The organism is Pseudomonas sp. RL_15y_Pfl2_60, from assembly GCF_963970595.1.
Lineage (GTDB): Bacteria > Pseudomonadota > Gammaproteobacteria > Pseudomonadales > Pseudomonadaceae > Aquipseudomonas.
Genome location: NZ_CAXAOE010000008.1, coordinates 42,426 through 64,021, shown reverse-complemented (window position 1 = coordinate 64,021; position 21,596 = coordinate 42,426). Strand labels below are relative to the sequence as shown.

Below are 21,596 nucleotides of genomic sequence, written 5' to 3'. Positions count from 1 at the left end.
CCCGCAGGCCCTTTTGCATTCAGGATGTAACAGACGAACTATGCGTCTGGTGCTGCTTTGGCTGGCGGCTCACTGTTTTCGTAGATCAACAGCGGCTGCGAAGAGCCATCAATGACGCTTTCGTCGATGACGACCTTGCTGACATCGGTCTGAGACGGAATCTCATACATGGTGTCGAGCAGGATGCCCTCTAGAATGGAGCGCAAACCACGAGCACCGGTTTTACGTTCCAGCGCCTTTTGCGCGACCGACTTCAACGCGTCTGGACGGAACTCCAGATCCACACCTTCCAACTCGAACAGCTTGGCGTATTGCTTGGTCAGCGCATTCTTTGGCTCAGTCAGAATCTGCATCAATGCAGCTTCATCCAGCTCGTCCAGCGTTGCGATAACCGGCAAGCGGCCAACGAACTCAGGAATCAAACCAAACTTGACCAAATCATCAGGTTCGACATTGCGCAGCGACTCACCGATTTTTTTGCCCAGGTCTTTACTGCGAACCTGTGCATTGAAACCGATACCGCCCTTCTCGGAGCGACCCTGAATCACTTTTTCCAAACCGGAGAAAGCGCCACCACAGATAAACAGAATGCTGCGGGTATCAACCTGCAGGAACTCTTGCTGTGGATGCTTGCGGCCACCTTGCGGTGGAACCGAGGCAACGGTGCCCTCAATCAGTTTCAGCAGCGCCTGCTGAACGCCCTCACCCGACACGTCGCGGGTAATTGACGGGTTGTCAGACTTGCGCGAAATCTTGTCGATTTCGTCGATGTAGACAATGCCCATCTGGGCCTTTTCCACATCGTAGTCGCACTTCTGCAACAGCTTCTGAATGATGTTCTCGACGTCTTCACCCACATAACCAGCTTCGGTCAGGGTGGTGGCGTCAGCAATGGTGAACGGAACATTGAGCAAACGCGCCAGGGTTTCAGCCAGCAGGGTTTTACCCGAGCCGGTTGGACCGATCAGCAATATATTGCTTTTACCCAGTTCAACATCGTCACTTTTCTTGTCGCGCTGGTTAAGACGTTTGTAGTGGTTGTACACCGCTACCGCCAAAACCTTTTTCGCGCGCTCCTGACCGATCACATACTGGTCAAGGATGGCGCTAATTTCTTTGGGCGCAGGTAATTTGTGCGCAGTACTTTCGGCCTGGGCTTCTTGCACCTCCTCGCGGATGATGTCGTTGCACAGGTCGACGCACTCGTCGCAGATAAAGACGGAAGGACCAGCAATCAATTTACGTACTTCATGCTGGCTTTTGCCGCAGAAGGAGCAATAAAGCAGCTTGCCGTTGTCCTCGCCGTTGCGGGTGTCAGTCATTCGATCAATCCAATACGGTAGGCTTGAAACACAAGATGAAGGCAAACGTGGGCTTTTTCAAGTCCACAGGTGGTTAGATAGACCAACCACCTTCATCTGAACTGCTTAGGCAGGCATGTCGCGCTTCATCATTACCGAGTCGATCAGGCCATATTCAGCCGCACGCTCAGCGCTCATGAAGTTATCGCGCTCGGTATCACGCTCGATGGTTTCGAGCGTCTGACCGGTATGATGCGCCAGCAAGGTATTGAGACGATGACGAATGTGAAGGATTTCCTTCGCATGGATGTCAATGTCCGATGCCTGGCCCTGGAAGCCGCCCAGAGGCTGGTGGATCATCATCCGCGAGTTTGGCAGGCAATGACGCTTGCCTGCCGCGCCACCGGCCAACAGGAACGCGCCCATGCTGCAGGCCTGGCCAATACAGGTGGTGGACACGTCAGGCTTGATGAACTGCATGGTGTCGTAGATCGACATACCCGCAGTCACCGAGCCGCCTGGCGAGTTGATGTACAGATGAATGTCTTTATCCGGGTTTTCTGCTTCAAGGAACAACAGCTGAGCAGCAACCAGATTGGCCATATAGTCTTCGACCGGACCAATCAGGAAGATCACTCGTTCCTTGAGCAAACGTGAATAGATGTCGTAGGCGCGCTCACCACGGGCCGATTGCTCGACAACCATAGGTACCAAGCCGCCAGCGGCTTGCATGTCAGGCATTTGTTGCATGAAAGGATTGCGGGACATTTCTTGCACTCGCTCCCTAGATAGTCATATTTCAAATACGCATAAGCCAGCACGAGGGCTGGCTTATGGTGTGTTCGAACGAGGTAAAGAAATCAGTCGGCTTTTGGAGCTTCTACCGGCTTGACAGCTTCTTCGTAAGAGACCTTTTTATCGGTCACATTAGCCTTCTGCAAAACAGTATCTACAACTTGCTCTTCGAGCACAACAGAGCGAACTTCGTTCATCTGCTGATCGTTCTTGTAGTACCAGGAAATAACCTGCTCAGGCTCTTGGTAAGCAGAAGCCATTTCAGTGATCAACTCTTTAACGCGAGCGTCATCTGGCTTCAAATCGAACTGCTTGACCACCTCGGCAACGATCAAGCCCAACACCACACGGCGCTTGGCTTGCTCTTCAAACAGCTCGGCTGGCAGCTGGTCTGGCTTGATGTTACCACCGAACTGCTGAACAGCCTGCACGCGCAGACGGTCAACTTCGCTCAACAGCAGCGCCTTTGGCACTTCAATCGGGTTGGCAGCCAGCAAGCCGTCCATCACCTGGTTCTTAACCTTGGATTTGATGGCTTGGCGCAGCTCGCGCTCCATGTTCTTGCGAACTTCGGCACGGAAACCTTCGATGCCGCCTTCCTTGATACCGAACAGCGCGAAGAAGTCGTCATTCAACTCAGGCAGCTTAGGCGCAGCAACAGCAGTCACATTTACGGTGAACTCTGCGGTTTTACCGGCCAGATCAAGGTTTTGGTAATCTTCAGGGAAAGTCGGGTTGATGACTTTCTCTTCGCCAGCCTTGGCGCCAACCAGGGCGTCTTCAAAGCCAGGAATCATACGGCCAGAACCGAGAACCAGTTGGGTGCCCTTGGCCGAACCACCTGCGAACTCAACACCGTCGATCTTGCCGACGAAGTCGATAGTCAACTGGTCGCCAGTTTCAGCGGCGCGATCAACAGCTTCAAAGCTGGTGTTCTGCTTGCGCAGGATGTCCAGCATGTTGTCGACATCAGCATCAACAACTTCAGCATCCAGACGCTCGACAGCAATAGTGTCAAGGCCGGTTACTTCGAACTCAGGGAACACTTCGAAAGTAGCAACGTACTCGAGATCCTTGCCCTTTTCGAACGACTTAGGCTCTACAGCGGGCTGACCAGCCGGGTTCAGTTTCTGCTCGACAACGGCTTCATAGAAGGTTGCTTGAATCAGGTCACCCAGAGCTTCCTGGCGTGCAGAATCTTCGTAGCGCTGACGAATAACGCTCATCGGTACTTTGCCTGGACGGAAGCCAGGGACCTTAGCGCGACGAGCAGTCTGCTGCAGACGCTTGTTGACTTCGGTCTCGATGCGCTCGACGGGTACACCGACGGTCATGCGACGCTCGAGTACGGAAGTGTTTTCAACAGAAACTTGCATTGATAATCCTCGTTGCACAGACATTAAGCCGACTGTTTCCAGTCCCAGATCAAGGGCATGCATTCTAGAGGGTCAATTTACAGAAGTCACCCTAGATGCAGGCGGCAAACGGGAGATAACTAATAGATGGTGCGCACGCAGAGCCTTGGGCTCGTGCATTGGCCACCATCGCAGCAACGCCTTTAAATACGGGCGTTGTGCTTTGTTAATCAGCGTATTTGTGTTCCCCAAACGCCAGCATGGTTTCGCCAAGTCAGCCTTTAGGGCACAGCCGGGGCGCATAATACACCTTTTGTATTGACCAATGGGAAAAAGCTATTTTTCGCCACGCACCACAGCCCACCCCAGCAAAACAATACAAATCAATTGGTTAGCCGGCGCAACACAGTGCCGCCGATACAAACGGACTGCCAACCTGAAACACCCATAAACGAAAAAAGGCAGCCTTTACGGGCTGCCTTTTAACTTTGCTTTCAAATCAAATGCTTTTTGATTGAAAACAATACCTTAATTGGTGCGGACGGAGAGACTCGAACTCTCACACCTTGCGGCGCTGGAACCTAAATCCAGTGTGTCTACCAATTCCACCACGTCCGCAAAACAAGGGGGTGAAACATAAGAGCCAGGCCTAAGGCCTGGCTCTTATTTCAGCAATATGGGGTGGACGATGGGGATCGAACCCACGACAACAGGAGTCACAATCCTGTGCTCTACCAACTGAGCTACGCCCACCATATAACTACTTGAGCCAAAGCTGCCAAATGGCACGCCCGGCAGGACTCGAACCTGCGACCATCCGCTTAGAAGGCGGATGCTCTATCCAGCTGAGCTACGGGCGCTTATCCATCTGCAAAAGCAGACTTTAAGCTTTCGGCATTCTCACAAACACTTACCAGGTAAGTAGCTTGCTTGTTTGCCGTCTTACCCAGCGACTGGCTGTGCTCGACAAGCGGGGCGAATGTTAATGGCGGATTAGATATCCGTCAACACTAAAATCAAAAAAATCAGTGAGATAAAGGAGTTACACGAATTTCGTGGCTTAGCGCCTTTGCCCCACGCCTGCTCCGTGCGAGAATACGCATCCTTTTTCCACCCTCTCTAATGGTTAACCACGCGCAATGACCGCACAACTGATTGACGGTAAAGCGATTGCTGCCAGCCTTCGCCAACAGATAGCCAAATCTGTCGCCGAGCGACGCCAGCAAGGACTACGAGCGCCGGGCCTTGCAGTGATCCTGGTGGGTAGCGACCCTGCCTCTCAGGTTTATGTCTCGCATAAACGTAAAGACTGTGAAGAAGTAGGCTTCCTATCGCAGGCCTATGATCTGCCAGCCGATACCCACCAAGAGGATTTGGCGGCACTGATTGATCAATTGAACCAAGACCCAACCATCGACGGGATTCTGGTTCAGCTGCCGCTGCCGGAGCATCTGGACTCATCCTTGATTCTTGAGCGTATTCGTCCCGATAAAGACGTTGATGGTTTCCACCCTTACAACATCGGCCGTTTGGCTCAGCGCATGCCGCTGCTGCGCCCATGCACGCCAAAAGGCATCATGACCCTGCTCGAAAGCACTGGCGTTGATCTGTATGGCTTGCACGCGGTAGTCGTTGGCGCCTCGAATATTGTCGGTCGACCAATGGCCATGGAGCTGTTGCTCGCCGGTTGCACCGTCACTGTGACCCACCGTTTCACCAAAGACCTGGCACGCCACGTGGGCGATGCTGACTTGTTGGTGGTTGCGGCGGGCAAGCCGGGGCTGGTCAAGGGCGAATGGGTCAAGCCGGGCGCGATCGTGATTGATGTCGGGATCAATCGCCAGGAAGACGGCAAGTTGATTGGCGATGTGGTGTACGAAACCGCCCTGCCTCGCGCAGGCTGGATTACACCCGTGCCAGGCGGCGTTGGCCCGATGACGCGCGCAGGCTTGCTGGAAAACACCTTGCACGCGGCAGAACATCTGCACGACTAAGCACGCGGCTTGAATAAAAACGGCAGACGTTAAGCGTCTGCCGTTTTTATTTGCACCAGGTTCAATCAACCCATGCCTTGGCTTACTTACGAGCCTGTTCCCATGATTTCAACAGGTCAGCATAGTTAACCGTCTCGCCCTTGGGCTTCTCGTTAGCCAGCTTAGGCTTTGGTGCGCCCGGTTGATCCAACCAATACTGCGGATCACGCGGCTCGTTAAGCTTGGGCCCGCATTCGCCCAATACATTGGCTCGCTCCAAACGACCGAGCATAGTGTCCTGTGCTGCGGCCAAGCCATCCAAAGCCTCTTGCGGGGTTTTATCACCACTGGCGGCTTCGGCAATAAACTGCCACCAGAGCTGCGCCAGACGCGGATAGTCGGGCACATTGGTACCTGTTGGCGTCCACTGCACACGAGCCGGGCTGCGATAGAACTCAACCAAGCCACCCAGTTTCGGCGCGATGTCGGTCATGGCCTGCGAGTTGATGTCCGACTCACGAATAGGCGTCAGGCCAACCAGGGTTTTCTTTAGCGACACGGTTTTCGAGGTCACGAACTGCGCATACAACCAAGCGGCAAGACGCTGCTTCTCAGGCGTCGACTTGAGGAACGTCCATGAGCCAGTGTCCTGATAACCGAGCTTCATGCCCTCTTCCCAGTACGGCCCTTTTGGCGAAGGTGCCATCCGCCACTTTGGCGTGCCATCGGCATTAACCACCGGCAAACCTGGCTTGGTCATGTCTGCGGTAAAGGCGGTGTACCAGAAGATTTGCTGAGCAATATTGCCTTGCGCAGGCACCGGCCCAGCTTCAGAGAAAGTCATGCCCTGCGCCTCTGGCGGTGCGTACTGGCGCAGCCAATCGACGTATTTCTGGGTGGCGAATACTGCGGCCGGGGCATTGGTGGCGCCGCCACGGGCAACGCTCGAACCCACCGGACGGCAACCGTCTACCCGAATCCCCCACTCATCGACCGGCAGGCCATTGGGCAAGCCCTTGTCACCGCCGCCGGCCATGGAGAACCAGGCATCGGTGAAGCGCCAGCCGAGCGATGGATCTTTCTTGCCGTAATCCATGTGGCCGTAGACTTTCTTGCCGTCGATCTCCTTGACATCTTCAGAGAAGAACTTGGCGATGTCTTCGTAGGCCGACCAATTGACCGGCACACCCAGCTCATAGCCGTACTTTTCCTTGAACTTGGCTTTCAGGTCAGCACGCTCAAACCAGTCCGCGCGAAACCAGTAAAGGTTGGCGAACTGTTGGTCGGGTAGCTGATACAGCTTGCCATCGGGCCCGGTGGTGAAGGATATGCCGATAAAATCTGGCAGATCCAAGGTTGGCGAGGTGAAATCCTTGCCTTCGTTGGCAATCATGTCGCTGATCGCCACAGCTTTTCCGTAGCGAAAGTGAGTGCCGATCAGATCCGAGTCGTTGATATAGCCGTCATAGATGTTTTTGTCTGATTGCATCTGGGTTTGCAGCTTTTCAACCACGTCGCCCTCTTGCATCAGGTCGTGAGTGAGCTTGATCCCGGTGATTTCACTAAAGGCCTTGGCCAGCACCTTGGACTCGTACTCATGGGTGGCGATGGTTTCGGATGCAACGTTAATGGTCATGCCGCGAAATGGCTCTGCCGCCTTGATAAACCACTTGAGCTCGACCAGTTGCTGCTCTGGTGTGAGTGTCGAGGGACTGAACTCGCTTGCCATCCATTTTTTCGCCGCATCCTCGTAAGCATCGGCCCATGCCGTGCCACTGAGTCCGGACAACGCCAGCAAGGCTGCCAGCGCCATGCTATGTCGGGTTTTGTTGTTATTTTCGAACATAGAGACCTCCATCTCAGGGTATTTACTACAGCTATAGAAAGCCGGTTATCCGTGCTTTGTCAGCCCCAACGCATCACTGCCACCAACCACACCACAGACAGCGCCGAGGCTATCCAGACACTCCAGTCAGTCACACCTATCACCATAAGATGCAGGTATGCGCTGCCTAAAAGCCCAATAAACAAACGATCACCACGACTGGTGGTAATAGGTAAAAAGCCGCGACGCTCAACACAGGGTGAACGCAATTCCCAGACGGTCATACCAACCAGCAACAAGCCGATACCGCCAAAAAACAGGGCTGTCGGTAATGTCCAAGCCATCCATTCCATAGGTTTCTCCTTACACCCGGCCCAGGGCAAAGCCCTTGGCAACATGGTTGCGCACGAACCAGATCACCAGCATGCCCGGCAAAATGGTTAAGACGCCCGCAGCGGCCAGCACGCCCCAGTCGATACCCGAGGCTGAAACCGTGCGCGTCATTACCGCGACAATAGGTTTGGCATCCACTGAGGTCAGGGTTCGCGCCAGCAGCAGTTCAACCCAGGAAAACATGAAGCAGAAGAAGGCAGTCACACCAATCCCGGAGCCAATCAACGGGATAAAAATCTTCACAAAGAACTTGGGGAAGCTGTAGCCGTCGATATAAGCCGTTTCATCAATCTCCTTAGGCACCCCGGACATGAAGCCCTCGAGGATCCATACCGCCAAAGGCACGTTGAACAGGCAGTGCGCCAGAGCCACCGCAATGTGCGTATCAAACAAGCCAATCGATGAGTAAAGCTGGAAAAACGGCAACAGAAACACTGCAGGCGGCGCCATGCGATTGGTCAGCAACCAAAAGAATAGGTGCTTGTCACCCAAAAAGCGGTAACGGGAAAACGCATAGGCTGCCGGCAGCGCTACAGCAAGCGAGATCAGGGTATTCAAGCTCACGTAATACAAGGAATTGAGGTAAGCCTGATACCAACTCGGGTCGGTGAAGATCACCTTGTAGTTATCCAGCGTAAAGCTGCTGGGCCAGAGCGTCAGGCTGCCCAGAATCTCGGTATTGCTCTTGAACGACATGTTCACCAGCCAGTAGATCGGCACCAGCAGGAACAGAATGTAGAGCCCTAAAACCACGCGTTTACGTAACATCGCCCGCCTCCTCAGCTGTTCTTATCGGTGTGGGTCATGGCGGTGTAGAACAACCATGACACCAACAAGATGATCAGGAAGTAGACCAGCGAGAATGCGGCCGCCGGGCCAAGGTCGAACTGGCCGACGGCCATTTTGGTCAATGTCTGGCTGAGGAAGGTCGTTGCATTGCCGGGGCCGCCCCCGGTCAGCACAAAGGGCTCGGTGTAGATCATGAAGCTGTCCATGAAGCGCAGCATCACTGCTATCAACAACACGCTCTTGAGCTTGGGCAACTGGATATAGCGAAACACCGCCCAGGATGAAGCGCGATCGATACGCGCAGCCTGGTAATACACATCGGGAATCGCGCGCAGGCCGGAATAACACAGCAGCGCCACCAGCGAGGTCCAGTGCCAGACATCCATCACCAGCACTGTGACCCAGGCATCCGTGGTGTTGGATGCATAGTTGTAGCTGATACCCAGCGCATTCAGGCTCCAGCCCAGCAGGCCGATGTCAGCGCGGCCAAATATCTGCCAAATGGTACCAACCACGTTCCATGGAATCAGCAGTGGAATCGCCATCACGATCAGACACAACGACGCCCAGCGCCCCTTGGTCGGCATGGTCAAGGCAATCGCAATGCCCAATGGAATCTCGATCAACAGCACACAGCCTGAATAAATAAACTGGCGCAGCAGTGAGTCATGCAGGCGCGAATCACGCAGCACCTGTTTGAACCAGTCAACGCCGACAAAGAAGCGGCTGGAGGAGTCAAAGATGTCCTGCACCGAGTAGTTGACCACGGTCATCATCGGCACTACCGCGCTGAACGCCACCAGCAAGAACACCGGCAACACCAACCACCAGGCTTTGTTGTTATGCACTTTCATGGCGCGCCTCCTGTGCGTCTGCCGTGACCAGGAAGTCGTCGGCATAGACCATCAGCCACTGCGCCGGAAAACTGACCGATGCCCGATGCTTGGGCACGACCTGGTCCTCTTGCAGGCGCACCTTGAGCGGCTGGCCATCCAGGTTCAGGCTGAGAATTTTATAAGTGCCCAAGTCTTCGACATGAACCACCTCGGCGCTGAAGGCGTCGCTGTCAGCCGATACTTCAGCTACGGATGCAGCACCGGCAAGATCGCTGCCGGGCACATCCCAGAGATGAACAAACTCGGGGCGGATACCGATTTTCAACTGCTGATAGTCAAGTGAATCAAGGCGCTGGTTGAGTGCAGCGCCAAGACTCAAGCGGGTATTGGCAAAGCTGACGCCGCCCGCACAGCGCTCGACTTCAATCAAATTCATGCCAGGGCTGCCAATGAAATAACCGACAAAGGTGTGGCTTGGCCGCTCGAACAGTTCACGCGGTGTACCAAACTGCACAATTTGACCGCCATACATCACCGCGATCTTGTCGGCGAAGGTCGAGGCTTCCAACTGGTCATGGGTGACGTAGACCATGGTGATATTAAACTGCTCATGAATCTGCTTGAGCTTGCGCCGCAGCTTCCACTTCAAATGCGGGTCAATCACCGTCAGCGGCTCATCAAACAGAATCGCCGAGACGTCATCACGCACCAGGCCACGCCCCATTGAAACTTTTTGCTTCTCATCAGCGGTCAGGTTGCTGGCCTTTTTCGTCAGCAAAGGATGCAAATCCAGCACTTCGGCAATCTCGTGCACCTTGCTCAGCACTTGCGGCTCAGCCATCCCTTGATTACGCAATGGAAAGGCCAGGTTATCGAACACTGTCATGGTGTCGTACACCACCGGAAACTGGAAAACCTGGGCAATGTTGCGCATTTGCGGGGTCAAGCCATTGACCACCTTTGAGTCAAACAACACCTCGCCATGGGACGGGCTGAGCAGCCCGGAGATGATGTTCAGCAGTGTCGACTTCCCGCAGCCCGATGGCCCGAGCAGCGCATAGGCGCCGCCTTGCTCCCAGGTATGATTCATCTCGCGAATCGCATATTCAGCGGCGCTGCTTGGCGTGCGGCTGTAGCTGTGCGCCAGGTTATGCAAACGGATCTCAGCCATCAGGCAGCCCTCCCCGCGCGTCGCGCTGGTGCCTGTTTGAGCTGGCCCTGAACATCAAAGACAAACAATTTGTGGGTAGGGATATAAATCAGAATCGGCGTATCGACGTCGTACTCGTGTACGCCAGGAAGGTGAAGCACCAACGAGAACTGCTCGCCTCGCACATGCAGGAAGGTTTCCGAACCGCTTATTTCCGCAAGGTCGACCGTCACCGCAAGCTCAAGGTCATCATCATTGGAAGGCACCAGGCCAATATGGCTAGGCCGCATGCCAAAGCGGTATTCACCAGGCTCAAGCTGTTGCAGATCAGGATTGAGGGGGAAATGCACGGTATCAGCAAAACTCACCTCGGTACCGCTGATCTGGCCCGGTAAAATATTGATTGGCGGCTCAGAAAATAGCTCCGCAGCCAATATATGCTGCGGACGATGGTAGACCTCGGGCGTATTGCCGCTCTGGATGATTCGCCCCTGATGCAAAATAGTGGTGGTACCGCCCAGCGCCAGCGCCTCATTGGGTTCGGTGGTGGCGTAAATGGCGATGGTATGACGCGCGGCAAATAGCTCACGCATCTCTTGGCGCAACTCTTCACGCAGCTTGTAGTCGAGGTTGACCAGCGGTTCGTCAAACAGAATCAAGGATGCATCCTTGACCAGCGCCCTGGCCATGGCCGTGCGCTGTTGCTGGCCACCAGAGAGTTCCAGGGGAAAGCGCTTGAGCAAGCCCTCGATCCGCAGCATCTTGGCCGTGGCGTGAACCTTCTCGTTAATCTCGGCCTCCGAGCAACGCGCCTGACGCAATGGCGAGGCAATATTCTCGAAAACGCTAAGCGTGGGGTAATTGATGAACTGTTGATACACCATCGACACATTGCGTTGGCGCACAGGGATGCTGGTGACATCCGCACCGTTCATCAGGATTCGCCCCTTATTTGGACGGTCGAGTCCGGCCATCAACCGCATCAGGCTGGTCTTTCCAGACAGGGTGCGCCCCAGCAGCACATTGAAAGAGCCGGGCTCGAAACTAAGGCAGGCATCGTCGATGTAAACCTGGTTATCAACCGTACGGCTGACATGCTCCAGCGTCAGTGACATGGCTCTTCCTTTTTTTGTTATGCCATTTCACATCCTTAAGCGATGTCCGTGCCAGCCCGCAGGTGTCACCTCTATCTTATTGTTTAACAATGAGTATTCAACCAAACGGGGCGACGCCACATAGCGGCATTGAACAGTTTTGAACAACTGTTAATTGAACAACTGAACACTCAAACGTTGACATTGAACAGTCATCAACGACACTCAAGGAACTCGGCAAAGACCGGAGCCCCACAACAATAAGAAACGCTGCAACGGAGAACTGCCAAGCATGGCTGAATCTGCCCGCCTACAGACTCATCAAGCAATCATTGAGGATTCCTGGTCACGCTGTCGTAAATTTGGCCTGACGCATCAAACCAAGCCGAGCTTTGGCTCGCCTGTACAGGGCGAGATCAGCGCCTTGCTTGATCGCCACCAAAACTTAGTGGTCACCACCCACCAGGAAGTCTTGCCCTATTACGACACCATCCTGACGAACTCAAGCTGCCTGATAATGCTGGCAGACAACCAAGGTCAGGTGCTGCAATCATGGGGCGACCAGCGATTTCTCGACGCGCAGCACAGCCGCGGTTTTGTCACCGGGGCCAGTTGGCAGGAACGCCAGACCGGAACTAATGCGATTGGCACCGCACTAAGCTGCGCACAAGCCATACACATCCAACAGGATGAGCACTACCTCAAGGCCAACCGATTTATGACCGGTTCAGCCTCGCCCATTTTCGATGAGCAGCGCCAAGTGGTTGCGGTACTTGATGTATCCAGCGACAGCTATCTGCCACCATCGCACACCCTTGGCATGGTCAAGATGATGAGTCAGTCAGTGGAAAACCGGCTGATCCTGAATCTGTTCAAACAGCACTATTTCCAGCTGACCTTCAATACCAGCCTCAATAACCTTGAAAGCCCTTGGGCTGGGCTGGTGGTATTTGATGACAGCGGCCAGGTGATATCGGCAAACCGCCGGGCAGACAACCTACTCGGCACCAGCCTGGCGCTAACCAATATCGAAACCTTATTCGATGTGCCGCTGCGGCAACTGCTCAACCAACCCTCCGGGCAGCCGTTTGCCCTAAAAGCGGGTGGACGCTTTCGTTTTTATGCCCAAGTCACCCGCCCAGAACAGCCACTAGCGCCTAAGGCACGCGACTTTCGCCCACAGGCTAAAAACACCCCGTTAGCGCCCACTGAAGACGGCTTGAGACTGGAGAACCTAAGCATGGGCGATGCTCGGGTCGATAAAGCCATCCAGCAGGCACAACGTCTGATCGAGAAAGATATTCCCCTGCTCGTCCATGGCGAAACCGGCGTGGGCAAGGAGGTCTTCGTCAAAGCCCTGCACCACGCCAGCAGCCGCGCGGCTCAGCCATTTATTGCAGTCAACTGCGCCGCCATTCCCAGCGAGCTGGTTGAGTCCGAACTGTTTGGCTACGAGAAAGGCGCCTTCACGGGTGCCAACCAGAAAGGCAGCAGTGGATTGATCCGCAAGGCAGACAAGGGCACGCTGTTCCTCGATGAAATCGGTGACATGCCGCCCCGGGTGCAGGCACGGCTATTGCGGGTACTGCAAGAACGTTGCGTGCAACCACTGGGCAGCAGTGAAAGCTACGCGGTGGATATCCGTTTGATCTCGGCGACCAACCGTCCACTGCGAAAAGATGTCGAACAGGGCTTGTTTCGCCAAGACCTCTATTACCGTATCAACGGGCTTAGCCTCGAACTGCCCCCGCTTCGCGAGCGCAGCGATAAAGTCGCCTTGTTCAAACGCCTGTGGCAGCAGTACCGCGAACCACAGCAATGGGCGGGTTTAAGCAATGAGGTGCTGGAATTGTTCAGCGCGCACCCCTGGCCCGGCAATCTGCGCCAGCTCAGCAGTGTGATTCGAGTCGCGCTGGCAATGGCAGATGATCTGCCGATCAAGGCTGAACACCTGCCAGAAGACTTCCTGATAGAACTGCACACCCAGCAATCGACAGCCAATGGCTCGGCGGTACTGCCGAACACCCGGTGTATCAACTCAAGCGAAACGCTCGACCTGAGTGATCCAACTGATCTCAATGACAAACTGCAGGCCTGTGCCGGCAATGTTTCCCAGCTTGCCCGACGCCTTGGGGTAAGCCGTAACACTTTATACAAACGCCTGCGCGAGCAAGGCCTGAAACTATAAAGGCCCAATTCAAAACACAAAAAACCGCTCGAAAGCGGTTTTTGTACTTATAGACAAGCTAACCTAAAGACGCTTGGCTGCAACTCAGAGTTTGCCTTCAGAGCCGGTATAGCTTGCGCCTTGGATCTTGCCACTTTCATCGGACAGGCACGACCAAGGAGCGTCTGCGCCAGGTACGTTGATCGTCACACCAATGCCCGCTTCGGCAGTCATGACGTCGGTCACAGAAAGTTTGCTGGTGGCAAGACCGGTTTGCTTCGCCACTTCAGTCAGGCAGGCTTCCTCAGCCTTGCTAGTGGCAGGTGTACCGCCCGATGTCGCGGGCTTGCAAACCCCGTTGGCCCCACCTTTACCGGTATAGGATACATCCCATGACTCATCGGGATTGCGCGTGAGGGAGATCACCACTCCAGAGCCTTTAGCTTCATAGGCGTTGTCATTGAATTTCTTGAGTTTTGTCTCTTTGCCATTGATGAACACTGGCCCACCCTCATCCGCATGCACGGCGATATTGGTCGGGCAATCGTAGTTGAGCTGTGGAATATCAGCACAGGCTACGGTAGCAAACAGCAAAGTGGTGGCTCCCAACAAAAACTTGTTCATATTCATGGGACATTCTCTTTACGCTTGAGAGTGATTGAACTTAGTACGCAAGTATCCTAGCCGTGCGACAACACGCGCAAAGCCGAAGCTGGGCAAAACGACTTGCCTCCACCTCAAACACAGGGTCTCGGCAGTATAGGTGGTCGCGGCCAGTTCGAACGGCCAGAGCCCACGACCGAATCTGATTGGCGGGTGGTTGCCTTCATCCACTGAGCGGGTGCTGTACCTAAAACCGCCTGAGCATGCAGTTTTTCCGGAGGCATCAAGGCATGAGGCGCGATGCCAAGGTGCCGCTTTTGCCAAATGAGGCAATTTGCGGTGACCAATCGATAAGCCAATGACTGCCATCAAATACGCTGGCTATCAATACGCCAGATAGCAGGCATTCCAGGACGTCCTAGGCTTTAGAAGGTTTGGGATAATAGGTTGTTAAGCGCACGGCAGACCTGACGATAAGGGCGATGGAGTCCACGTATTGTTTAGTGGAGAACATCGCCCTTATTCCAGGTGCCGGGTAGGCGACTTCGCTGGGCGGTTACGTTTATTTGCCCTTGAAGTTCATCAGTTTCTCAACCATTTGGTCGATTGTGAACGAAGCCGGACGCTGACGTGGCGGGAAGTCCTTGAACGTCATCAAGAACTGCTGGGTACGGAAGATTCCAGGGAAGATTGCCGATTGGGCTTTCTTGTCCCACCACACGTTGTAGCTGTTGGAATCAGTGTCAGCACGTTCGAATGGATCGCGACGCAAATTGAACAGCTTAGGCGCACGCAGGTCTACAAACGGGTCGCGCCATACATCAAAGCGGTGCGCTCGCTGTTCAGCGTAGACAACCTTCCAGTCACCATCGCGCATGCCCAGCAATTTACCGTCGTCACTGAAGTAGTAGAAATCAGTGCGCGGGCCTTTAGGCTCTTTGCCCTCAAGGTACGGCAATTGGTTGTAACCATCGAGATGGACCTTGAAGCTCTTGTTACCAGCTGTGTAGCCAGTGAGCAATTTCTCTTTGACATCCGGCACACCGGCGGCGGCCATCAATGTTGGAACCCAGTCCTGAGCCGAGACAATCTCATTAGAAACAGAGTTTGGCTTGATGTGGTCTGGCCAGCGAATGATTGCCGGTACGCGGTAACCACCTTCCCAGTTGGTGTTTTTCTCACCACGGAATGGGGTGATACCGGCGTCTGGCCACTGGTTGAAATGCACACCATTATCAGTGGTGTAGATCACGATGGTGTTTTTAGCGACACCCAAATCATCCAGCTTCTTGAGCAGCTCACCGACCTGACCGTCATGCTCAACCATGCCATCGTTGTAGAAACCTTGGCCAGACAGGCCCTTGGTTTCTTCCTTGATGTGGGTGTAGTAGTGCATGCGCGTTGAGTTAAACCAGACAAAGAACGGCTTGTCTTGTTTAACCGCCTTGTCCATGAAGTTAAGCGACGCATCCAGGAATTCCTGGTCGATGGTTTCCATGCGCTTGCGGTTCAGCGGGCCAAGATCTTCGATCTTGCCATCGGCGGTGCTGTGAATGATTCCGCGCGGGCGAATGGCTTTATCGATGACCGGGTTCTTGGTCCAATCCTCATCTTCAGGCGCTTCTTCGGCATTGAGGTGATAAAGGTTGCCGAGGAATTCATCAAACCCGTGATTGGTTGGCAAGAATTCGTCGCGATCACCCAAGTGGTTCTTACCGAACTGGCCGCTGGTGTAACCCAATGGCTTGAGTAATTCGGCCAGAGTTGGGTCTTCTTTTTGCAGCCCGACTGTCGAGCCGGGCATGCCAACTTTGGTGAGCCCCGTACGTACCGGATGCTGGCCTGTGATAAAGGCGGCGCGTCCGGCGGTACAGCTTTGCTCACCGTAATAATCCGTGAACATCATGCCTTCATTGGCAATCCGGTCGATATTGGGCGTTGGATAGCCCATCAGGCCGTAGCTGTATTTGCTGATGTTAGTGATACCAATATCATCGCCCATGATCACCAGGATATTGGGCTTATCGGCGGCAGATACCAGGGAGGCGGCACATACCGAAGACGCTAGCAGCGCGGCCGTGCCGATGGTTTTAAGACGTACTCGTAACCAAGTCATCATGACATCCTTTGGGTCATTATTATTAGCCTGCGGCGCAAGCGTGGGCATCGTTGACCTGAACCGTTGCAGGCCCCACTACGATCACGCTTTAACTCGAGCCTTACAGCCACTGCGCTGGTGCGTGGACAACGCCAGCAAAGTGCCTGACTTTCAAATGGAACAGTGCTCCAAGCTGCAAGATACGGCTTTGTCATCCACCTTAGCTTGACATTACACGACAAAGGTTTGTTTTAAGGTGACAGGTTTTAGGATCACCAAAGCTCTGCTCAGCGTTCGAGCATAAAAAAAGCCGCATAAGCGGCTTCTTCTACAGCGGATCTGACGTTGCCTTACTCGGCTAAACGCCAGGTCGTACCGCCCTTGCCGTCTTCAAGAACAACCCCCATGGCAGTCAGTTGATCACGAATACGGTCAGACTCAGCCCAGTTTTTGTCGCTACGTGCTTGCAACCGTGCAGCTATCAATGCATCGACCTGCGCAGCATCAACCTTGCCCTGCGCGCCCGCTTGCAGGAAGGCTTCAGGTTCAAGCTGCAACACCCCCAATACAGACGCCAACTGTTTCATGCGCGCGGCCAAACCAGCTGCGGCCTCAAGGTCAGTATCGCGCAGGCGATTGATCTCACGGACCATCTCAAACAACACGGCGCAGGCTTCGGGTGAGTTGAAGTCGTCATCCATCGCCTCGGCAAAGCGCTCGGCATAGGCATCACCGCCAGCAGGCGCAGCTTCAGGCAAACCCTTGAGTGCGTGGTAGAAACGTTCCAGCGCGCCCTTGGCTTCTTTCAAGCTGTCTTCAGAGTAGTTGATCGGGCTGCGGTACTGGCTCGACACCAGGAAGTAGCGCACCACTTCTGGATGGTACTTTTCCAGCACCTCGCGGATGGTGAAGAAGTTGCCCAGGGATTTGGACATTTTCTCGCCATCGACACGGACTGCGCCCGCGTGCATCCAGGCGTTGGCGTAAAGCTTGCCGGTCGCGGCTTCGCTCTGCGCAATTTCGTTTTCATGGTGCGGGAACACCAGGTCGGGACCGCCGCCGTGAATGTCGAATGTCTCGCCCAGGCAGCAGGTCGACATGACCGAGCATTCAATATGCCAGCCGGGTCGCCCTTCACCCCAGGGTGATGTCCAGCTTGGCTCGCCTGGCTTGGCGCCCTTCCAGAGGACGAAATCAAGCGGGTCCTGCTTCGACTCATCGACCTCAATACGCGCCCCGATGCGCAGGTCTTCAATCTTCTTGCGCGAGAGCTTGCCATAACCGACAAATTTGCCCACCCGGTAATAAACATCACCGTTACCTGGTGCGTAGGCAAAGCCTTTGTCGATCAAGGTTTGAATCATTTCGTGCATGCCGGGAATATGGCTTGTTGCGCGCGGTTCCATATCTGGACGCAGCACCGAGAGACGGGCTTCGTCTTCATGCATGGCGGCAATCATGCGCTCAACCAGCACTTCAAAACCTTCGCCATTTTCCTGGGCGCGACGAATAATCTTGTCGTCGATATCAGTGATATTGCGCACATAGGTCAGCTCGTAGCCACGAAAGCGCAGCCAGCGTGCAATCACATCAAAAGCGACCATCACCCGGGCATGACCAATGTGGCAGAAGTCATAAACCGTCATGCCACAGACGTACATGCGTACCTGATTGCCGACTAGCGGTTTAAGCGCTTCTTTGGTTTTGCTCAAGGTGTTGTAGATGGTCAGCATAAAAAATCCTTAAACGCGGCCCTTTAAGCCACAAAATCTGCTGCATAACCCAGGGCCGCAGGTTCAACTGCGACCACCGCGTTACTCACTCAGCCTGCGCCAGGCTCAACCCCAGGAATCACGCAGGGTTACAGTGCGGTTGAAGACCAGTGCATCTGGCTTGGAATCCTTCGAGTCGAGGCAGAAGTAACCTTCACGCTCAAACTGGAAACGATCATCAACTGTTGCATTGGCCAGAGACGGCTCGGCGCGACACCCTTTGAGCACCACCAGCGACTGCGGATTGATATTGTCGAGGAAGCTGCCACCCTCCTCGGCTTTTTCCGGATTGGCTGAGCGGAATAACCGGTCATAAAGCCGGACTTCACACTCAACGCTGGCATCGGCTGGAACCCAGTGCACCACACCTTTGACCTTGCGCCCTTCCGGGTTTTTACCAAGGGTGTCGGGGTCATAGGAACACCGCAGCTCGACCACATTGCCGTCCGCATCCTTGATCGCTTCATCGGCACGAATCACGTAGCTACCGCGCAACCGCACTTCGCCACCTGGCTCAAGGCGCTTGTAGCCTTTCGGCGGGTTTTCTTCATAGTCGCCAGCATCGATATAAATCTCGCGGGCAAACGGCAGCTCACGCGTACCTATGTCCTGCTTCGGGTGACGCGCCAGACTGAGCACTTGCACCTCATTTTCCGGGTAGTTAGTAATAACCACCTTCAGCGGCTTCAGTACGCACATGGCACGCGCAGCGTTGGCGTCGAGATCTTCGCGAATGGCAAATTCGAGCATGCCGATATCCACCACGCCACCGGCACGGTTAACCCCGATCATGTCGCAGAAATGACGCATGGATGCAGGCGTATAGCCACGGCGGCGATAACCCACCAGCGTTGACATGCGCGGGTCGTCCCAGCCATTTACATGGCCTTCGTCAACCAGTTGCTTGAGCTTGCGCTTGCTGGTGATGGTGTAGTTGAGGTTAAGGCGCGCAAATTCGTACTGACGAGGCTGTGCTGGTACAGGCAAATGCGCCAGGAACCACTCGTACAGCGGACGATGATCTTCGAACTCAAGGGTGCAGACCGAATGGGTAATGCCTTCGATGGCATCGGACTGGCCGTGAGTGAAGTCATAGCTTGGGTAGATGCACCATTTGTCACCCGTCTGGTGATGATGGGCATGACGAATACGATACAGAATCGGGTCGCGCAGGTTGATATTCGGCGCGGCCATGTCGATTTTTGCCCGCAGCGAGCGCTCGCCGTCAGCAAACTCGCCTGCTTTCATGCGGGCGAACAAATCGAGGTTTTCGTCAACCGAGCGATCACGAAACGGGCTGTTCCTGCCCGGCTCGGTCAAGGAGCCACGGTATGCCCGCGACTCGTCTGGCGACAGGTCGCAAACATAGGCATCTCCGGACTTGATCAGGGCTACAGCCCAGTCATGCAACTGGTCGAAATAGTTGGAGGCGAAACGCACCTCGCCAGCCCACTGGAAACCCAGCCATTGCACGTCCTGCTTGATCGCATCGATGTATTCCTGATCTTCCTTGGCCGGGTTGGTGTCATCGAAACGCAAATGACATTCACCGCCAAACTCTTTGGCCAGACCGAAGTTCAGGCAGATCGATTTGGCATGACCAATATGCAGGTAACCGTTAGGTTCCGGCGGGAAACGGGTAATAACCTTCGCGTGTTTACCTGACTCCAGATCGGCCTGGACGATGGGGCGAAGGAAGTTCGTTGCGGCGGGAGTCTCTGACTTGCTCATGGTGTCCTTGATCATGCAGGTGCGCGGCTTAGCAACGGCCGACTAAAACAATGAATGCATCGAAACTACCAGACCAGTATCTAAACCGAAGATTACAACCCTGCATCAAGGTCATCGGGAATCAAAACACCCCAAACCGGTAATCCAAGGCTGCACGGTGATTTCTGAGCTGATGGTTTTCCAGCAATTGCAAAACGCCTATCATAGCCGAAGCTGTCAACCCCCTGACAGGCCTTGGAGCCAGTTCATTTGCGCTGCGTAGCACTTAAGTTACGTTTACACTAGCGGTTGCACCGATGGGCGCAGGTAAAACTCGCGCAGAGACAGGGCCAAAACGGCTTCAACGGCGTTGATTTATTGCGCCCCAGCGATAACCTGACACAGTAGTTTCAAGGGCCTGCATAGCTGGCAATACAGCGTGACATGGCCTCCTGCTTAATTCGACAGAGCGATTACTCTCATGATCAAGCTGCACACCAACCACGGCGTTATCACCCTGACCCTGTTTGCTGACAAGGCGCCAGAAACCGTGGCCAACTTCAAGGAATACGTAAAAAGCGGTCACTACGACGGTACCGTTTTTCACCGCGTAATCAGCAACTTCATGGTTCAGGGCGGCGGTTTTGAGCCTGGTATGAAGCAGAAGCCGACCAACGCCACCATCAAGAACGAAGCTAACAACGGCGTTTCCAACAAAGTGGGAACTGTTGCCATGGCACGCACCATGGAGCCGCATTCGGCGTCTGCCCAGTTCTTCATCAACGTTGCCGATAACACCTTCCTCGACCACACCGCACCTACAGTTCAAGGCTGGGGTTATGCAGTGTTTGGTGAAGTCACCGACGGCATGGATGTGGTCGAGAAGATCAAGGGCGTACCTACCACCATGAAGTCTGGTCACCAGGATGTCCCAGTTGAAGACGTCATCATCGAGCGTGCTGAGATCGTTGAGTGATCCTACTGATCTCAGATCTTCACCTTGAACAGGAGCGCCCGGACATTACCCGGGCGTTTCTGCATTTTCTCAGCACCCGCGCACGCCAGGCTGAGGCGCTCTACATTCTCGGCGATTTCTTTGAGGTTTGGGTTGGCGACGATGCAATCAGCCCATTTCAACGCTCGATTGCAGACGCACTGAAACAACTCAGCGAAAGCGGCACGGCAATTTTCCTGATGCATGGCAATCGCGATTTCATGATTGGCCAGCGCTTTTGTCGCGAGGCTGGTTGCACCTTGCTGCGCGATCCCAGCGTGGTCGAGCTGGCCGGTGAGCCGGTGTTGCTGATGCATGGCGACAGCCTGTGCACCCGCGATGAAAATTACATGCGCATGCGCCGCTACCTGCGTAACCCGTTGAGCCTGTGGATTCTACGTCACTTGCCGCTGAGTACTCGCCATAAGCTGGCGCGCAAGCTGCGCAATGAAAGCCGGGCGCAAACCCGGATGAAAGCCAGCGACATTGTCGACGTCACCCCCGATGAAGTCAGCCGGGTCATGACCGAGCATGGCGTCAAAACCATGATCCATGGCCACACTCATCGGCCAGCCGTGCACAAGCTGCTGGTAAACGGTGAATCTGCCAAGCGCATCGTCTTGGGCGACTGGGATCGTCAAGGCTGGGCCTTGCAGGTCGATGAACAGGGTTTCAACCAGGCGCCGTTTTCTCTCGACACCTGACAAAAAAACGGTGCAATCGCACCGTTTTTCTCAACCA

The 21,596-nt window shown here is 54.5% G+C and carries 16 protein-coding genes, 3 tRNA genes and 1 pseudogene; 4 read left to right on the top strand and 16 right to left on the bottom strand.

Going from position 1 to position 21,596, the window contains the following annotated elements:
* Window positions 1–38 precede the first annotated feature (38 nt).
* From clpX to AACY26_RS20345, 6 genes are all read right to left on the bottom strand, one after another.
* Window positions 39–1,322 carry an ATP-dependent Clp protease ATP-binding subunit ClpX gene (gene clpX, locus AACY26_RS20370; RefSeq protein ID WP_339516734.1) on the bottom strand — a complete coding sequence of 428 codons (1,284 nt, stop codon included), beginning with the start codon at window positions 1,320–1,322 and terminating at the stop codon, window positions 39–41.
* A gap of 105 nt (window positions 1,323–1,427) precedes the next feature.
* The gene (clpP, locus tag AACY26_RS20365; protein ID WP_339516733.1) at window positions 1,428–2,069 is read right to left on the bottom strand and encodes an ATP-dependent Clp endopeptidase proteolytic subunit ClpP; all 642 of its coding nucleotides are present in this window, start codon (window positions 2,067–2,069) and stop codon (window positions 1,428–1,430) included.
* 92 nt (window positions 2,070–2,161) lie between these two features.
* Complete coding sequence (gene tig / locus AACY26_RS20360) at window positions 2,162–3,472, bottom strand: trigger factor (RefSeq protein ID WP_339516731.1); 1,311 nt, start codon at window positions 3,470–3,472, stop codon at window positions 2,162–2,164.
* Between the two features lie 512 nt (window positions 3,473–3,984).
* Window positions 3,985–4,069: transfer RNA gene (locus tag AACY26_RS20355), tRNA-Leu, on the bottom strand.
* 59 nt (window positions 4,070–4,128) lie between these two features.
* Window positions 4,129–4,204: transfer RNA gene (locus tag AACY26_RS20350), tRNA-His, on the bottom strand.
* A gap of 30 nt (window positions 4,205–4,234) precedes the next feature.
* A tRNA-Arg gene (locus tag AACY26_RS20345) sits at window positions 4,235–4,311 on the bottom strand.
* Between the two features lie 279 nt (window positions 4,312–4,590).
* Here AACY26_RS20345 and folD point away from each other — a divergent pair.
* Window positions 4,591–5,445: a bifunctional methylenetetrahydrofolate dehydrogenase/methenyltetrahydrofolate cyclohydrolase FolD gene (gene folD, locus AACY26_RS20340; protein ID WP_339516730.1), complete on the top strand. Its 855-nt coding sequence runs from the start codon at window positions 4,591–4,593 to the stop codon at window positions 5,443–5,445.
* An 82-nt stretch (window positions 5,446–5,527) separates the two neighbouring features.
* Here the strand turns inward: folD and AACY26_RS20335 are convergent, their stop codons facing one another.
* The 6 genes from AACY26_RS20335 to AACY26_RS20310 are packed head-to-tail and all read right to left on the bottom strand — an operon-like array spanning window position 5,528 to window position 11,532.
* On the bottom strand, window positions 5,528–7,270 hold the full coding sequence (locus tag AACY26_RS20335) for an ABC transporter substrate-binding protein (protein WP_339516729.1): 1,743 nt from the start codon (window positions 7,268–7,270) through the stop codon (window positions 5,528–5,530).
* Window positions 7,271–7,329: 59 nt separating this feature from the next.
* Window positions 7,330–7,602 carry a DUF2160 domain-containing protein gene (locus AACY26_RS20330; RefSeq protein ID WP_339516728.1) on the bottom strand — a complete coding sequence of 91 codons (273 nt, stop codon included), beginning with the start codon at window positions 7,600–7,602 and terminating at the stop codon, window positions 7,330–7,332.
* Between the two features lie 10 nt (window positions 7,603–7,612).
* On the bottom strand, window positions 7,613–8,410 hold the full coding sequence (locus AACY26_RS20325) for a carbohydrate ABC transporter permease (protein ID WP_339516727.1): 798 nt from the start codon (window positions 8,408–8,410) through the stop codon (window positions 7,613–7,615).
* An 11-nt stretch (window positions 8,411–8,421) separates the two neighbouring features.
* Window positions 8,422–9,285, bottom strand: coding sequence for a carbohydrate ABC transporter permease (locus tag AACY26_RS20320; protein WP_339516726.1), 864 nt, complete (start codon window positions 9,283–9,285; stop codon window positions 8,422–8,424).
* Entirely contained in the window at window positions 9,272–10,438 is a 1,167-nt protein-coding gene (locus AACY26_RS20315) for an ABC transporter ATP-binding protein (protein WP_339516724.1), read from the bottom strand. The genes AACY26_RS20320 and AACY26_RS20315 overlap by 14 nt, the downstream gene beginning before the upstream one ends.
* On the bottom strand, window positions 10,438–11,532 hold the full coding sequence (locus AACY26_RS20310) for an ABC transporter ATP-binding protein (protein ID WP_339516722.1): 1,095 nt from the start codon (window positions 11,530–11,532) through the stop codon (window positions 10,438–10,440). The genes AACY26_RS20315 and AACY26_RS20310 overlap by 1 nt, the downstream gene beginning before the upstream one ends.
* Before the next feature lie 271 nt (window positions 11,533–11,803).
* Here AACY26_RS20310 and AACY26_RS20305 point away from each other — a divergent pair, with 271 nt between their 5' ends.
* The gene (locus AACY26_RS20305) at window positions 11,804–13,699 is read left to right on the top strand and encodes a sigma-54-dependent Fis family transcriptional regulator (protein WP_339516720.1); all 1,896 of its coding nucleotides are present in this window, start codon (window positions 11,804–11,806) and stop codon (window positions 13,697–13,699) included.
* Window positions 13,700–14,023: 324 nt separating this feature from the next.
* Here the strand turns inward: AACY26_RS20305 and AACY26_RS20300 are convergent.
* The 4 genes and pseudogenes from AACY26_RS20300 to AACY26_RS20285 all read right to left on the bottom strand — a co-directional run.
* Window positions 14,024–14,302 (bottom strand): annotated as a pseudogene (locus AACY26_RS20300) (hypothetical protein); the annotation flags it as partial.
* 541 nt (window positions 14,303–14,843) lie between these two features.
* Window positions 14,844–16,397 carry an arylsulfatase gene (locus tag AACY26_RS20295; RefSeq protein ID WP_339516718.1) on the bottom strand — a complete coding sequence of 518 codons (1,554 nt, stop codon included), beginning with the start codon at window positions 16,395–16,397 and terminating at the stop codon, window positions 14,844–14,846.
* Window positions 16,398–16,729: 332 nt separating this feature from the next.
* Window positions 16,730–18,112 carry a cysteine--tRNA ligase gene (gene cysS, locus AACY26_RS20290; protein WP_339516717.1) on the bottom strand — a complete coding sequence of 461 codons (1,383 nt, stop codon included), beginning with the start codon at window positions 18,110–18,112 and terminating at the stop codon, window positions 16,730–16,732.
* 105 nt (window positions 18,113–18,217) lie between these two features.
* The gene (locus tag AACY26_RS20285; RefSeq protein WP_339516716.1) at window positions 18,218–19,882 is read right to left on the bottom strand and encodes a glutamine--tRNA ligase/YqeY domain fusion protein; all 1,665 of its coding nucleotides are present in this window, start codon (window positions 19,880–19,882) and stop codon (window positions 18,218–18,220) included.
* A 460-nt stretch (window positions 19,883–20,342) separates the two neighbouring features.
* Here AACY26_RS20285 and AACY26_RS20280 point away from each other — a divergent pair, with 460 nt between their 5' ends.
* Both AACY26_RS20280 and lpxH read left to right on the top strand, forming a co-directional pair.
* Complete coding sequence (locus tag AACY26_RS20280; RefSeq protein ID WP_339516714.1) at window positions 20,343–20,837, top strand: peptidylprolyl isomerase; 495 nt, start codon at window positions 20,343–20,345, stop codon at window positions 20,835–20,837.
* Entirely contained in the window at window positions 20,834–21,559 is a 726-nt protein-coding gene (gene lpxH / locus AACY26_RS20275; RefSeq protein ID WP_339516712.1) for a UDP-2,3-diacylglucosamine diphosphatase, read from the top strand. Before AACY26_RS20280 ends, lpxH begins: the two co-directional genes overlap by 4 nt.
* The last annotated feature ends 37 nt before the right edge of the window (window positions 21,560–21,596 follow it).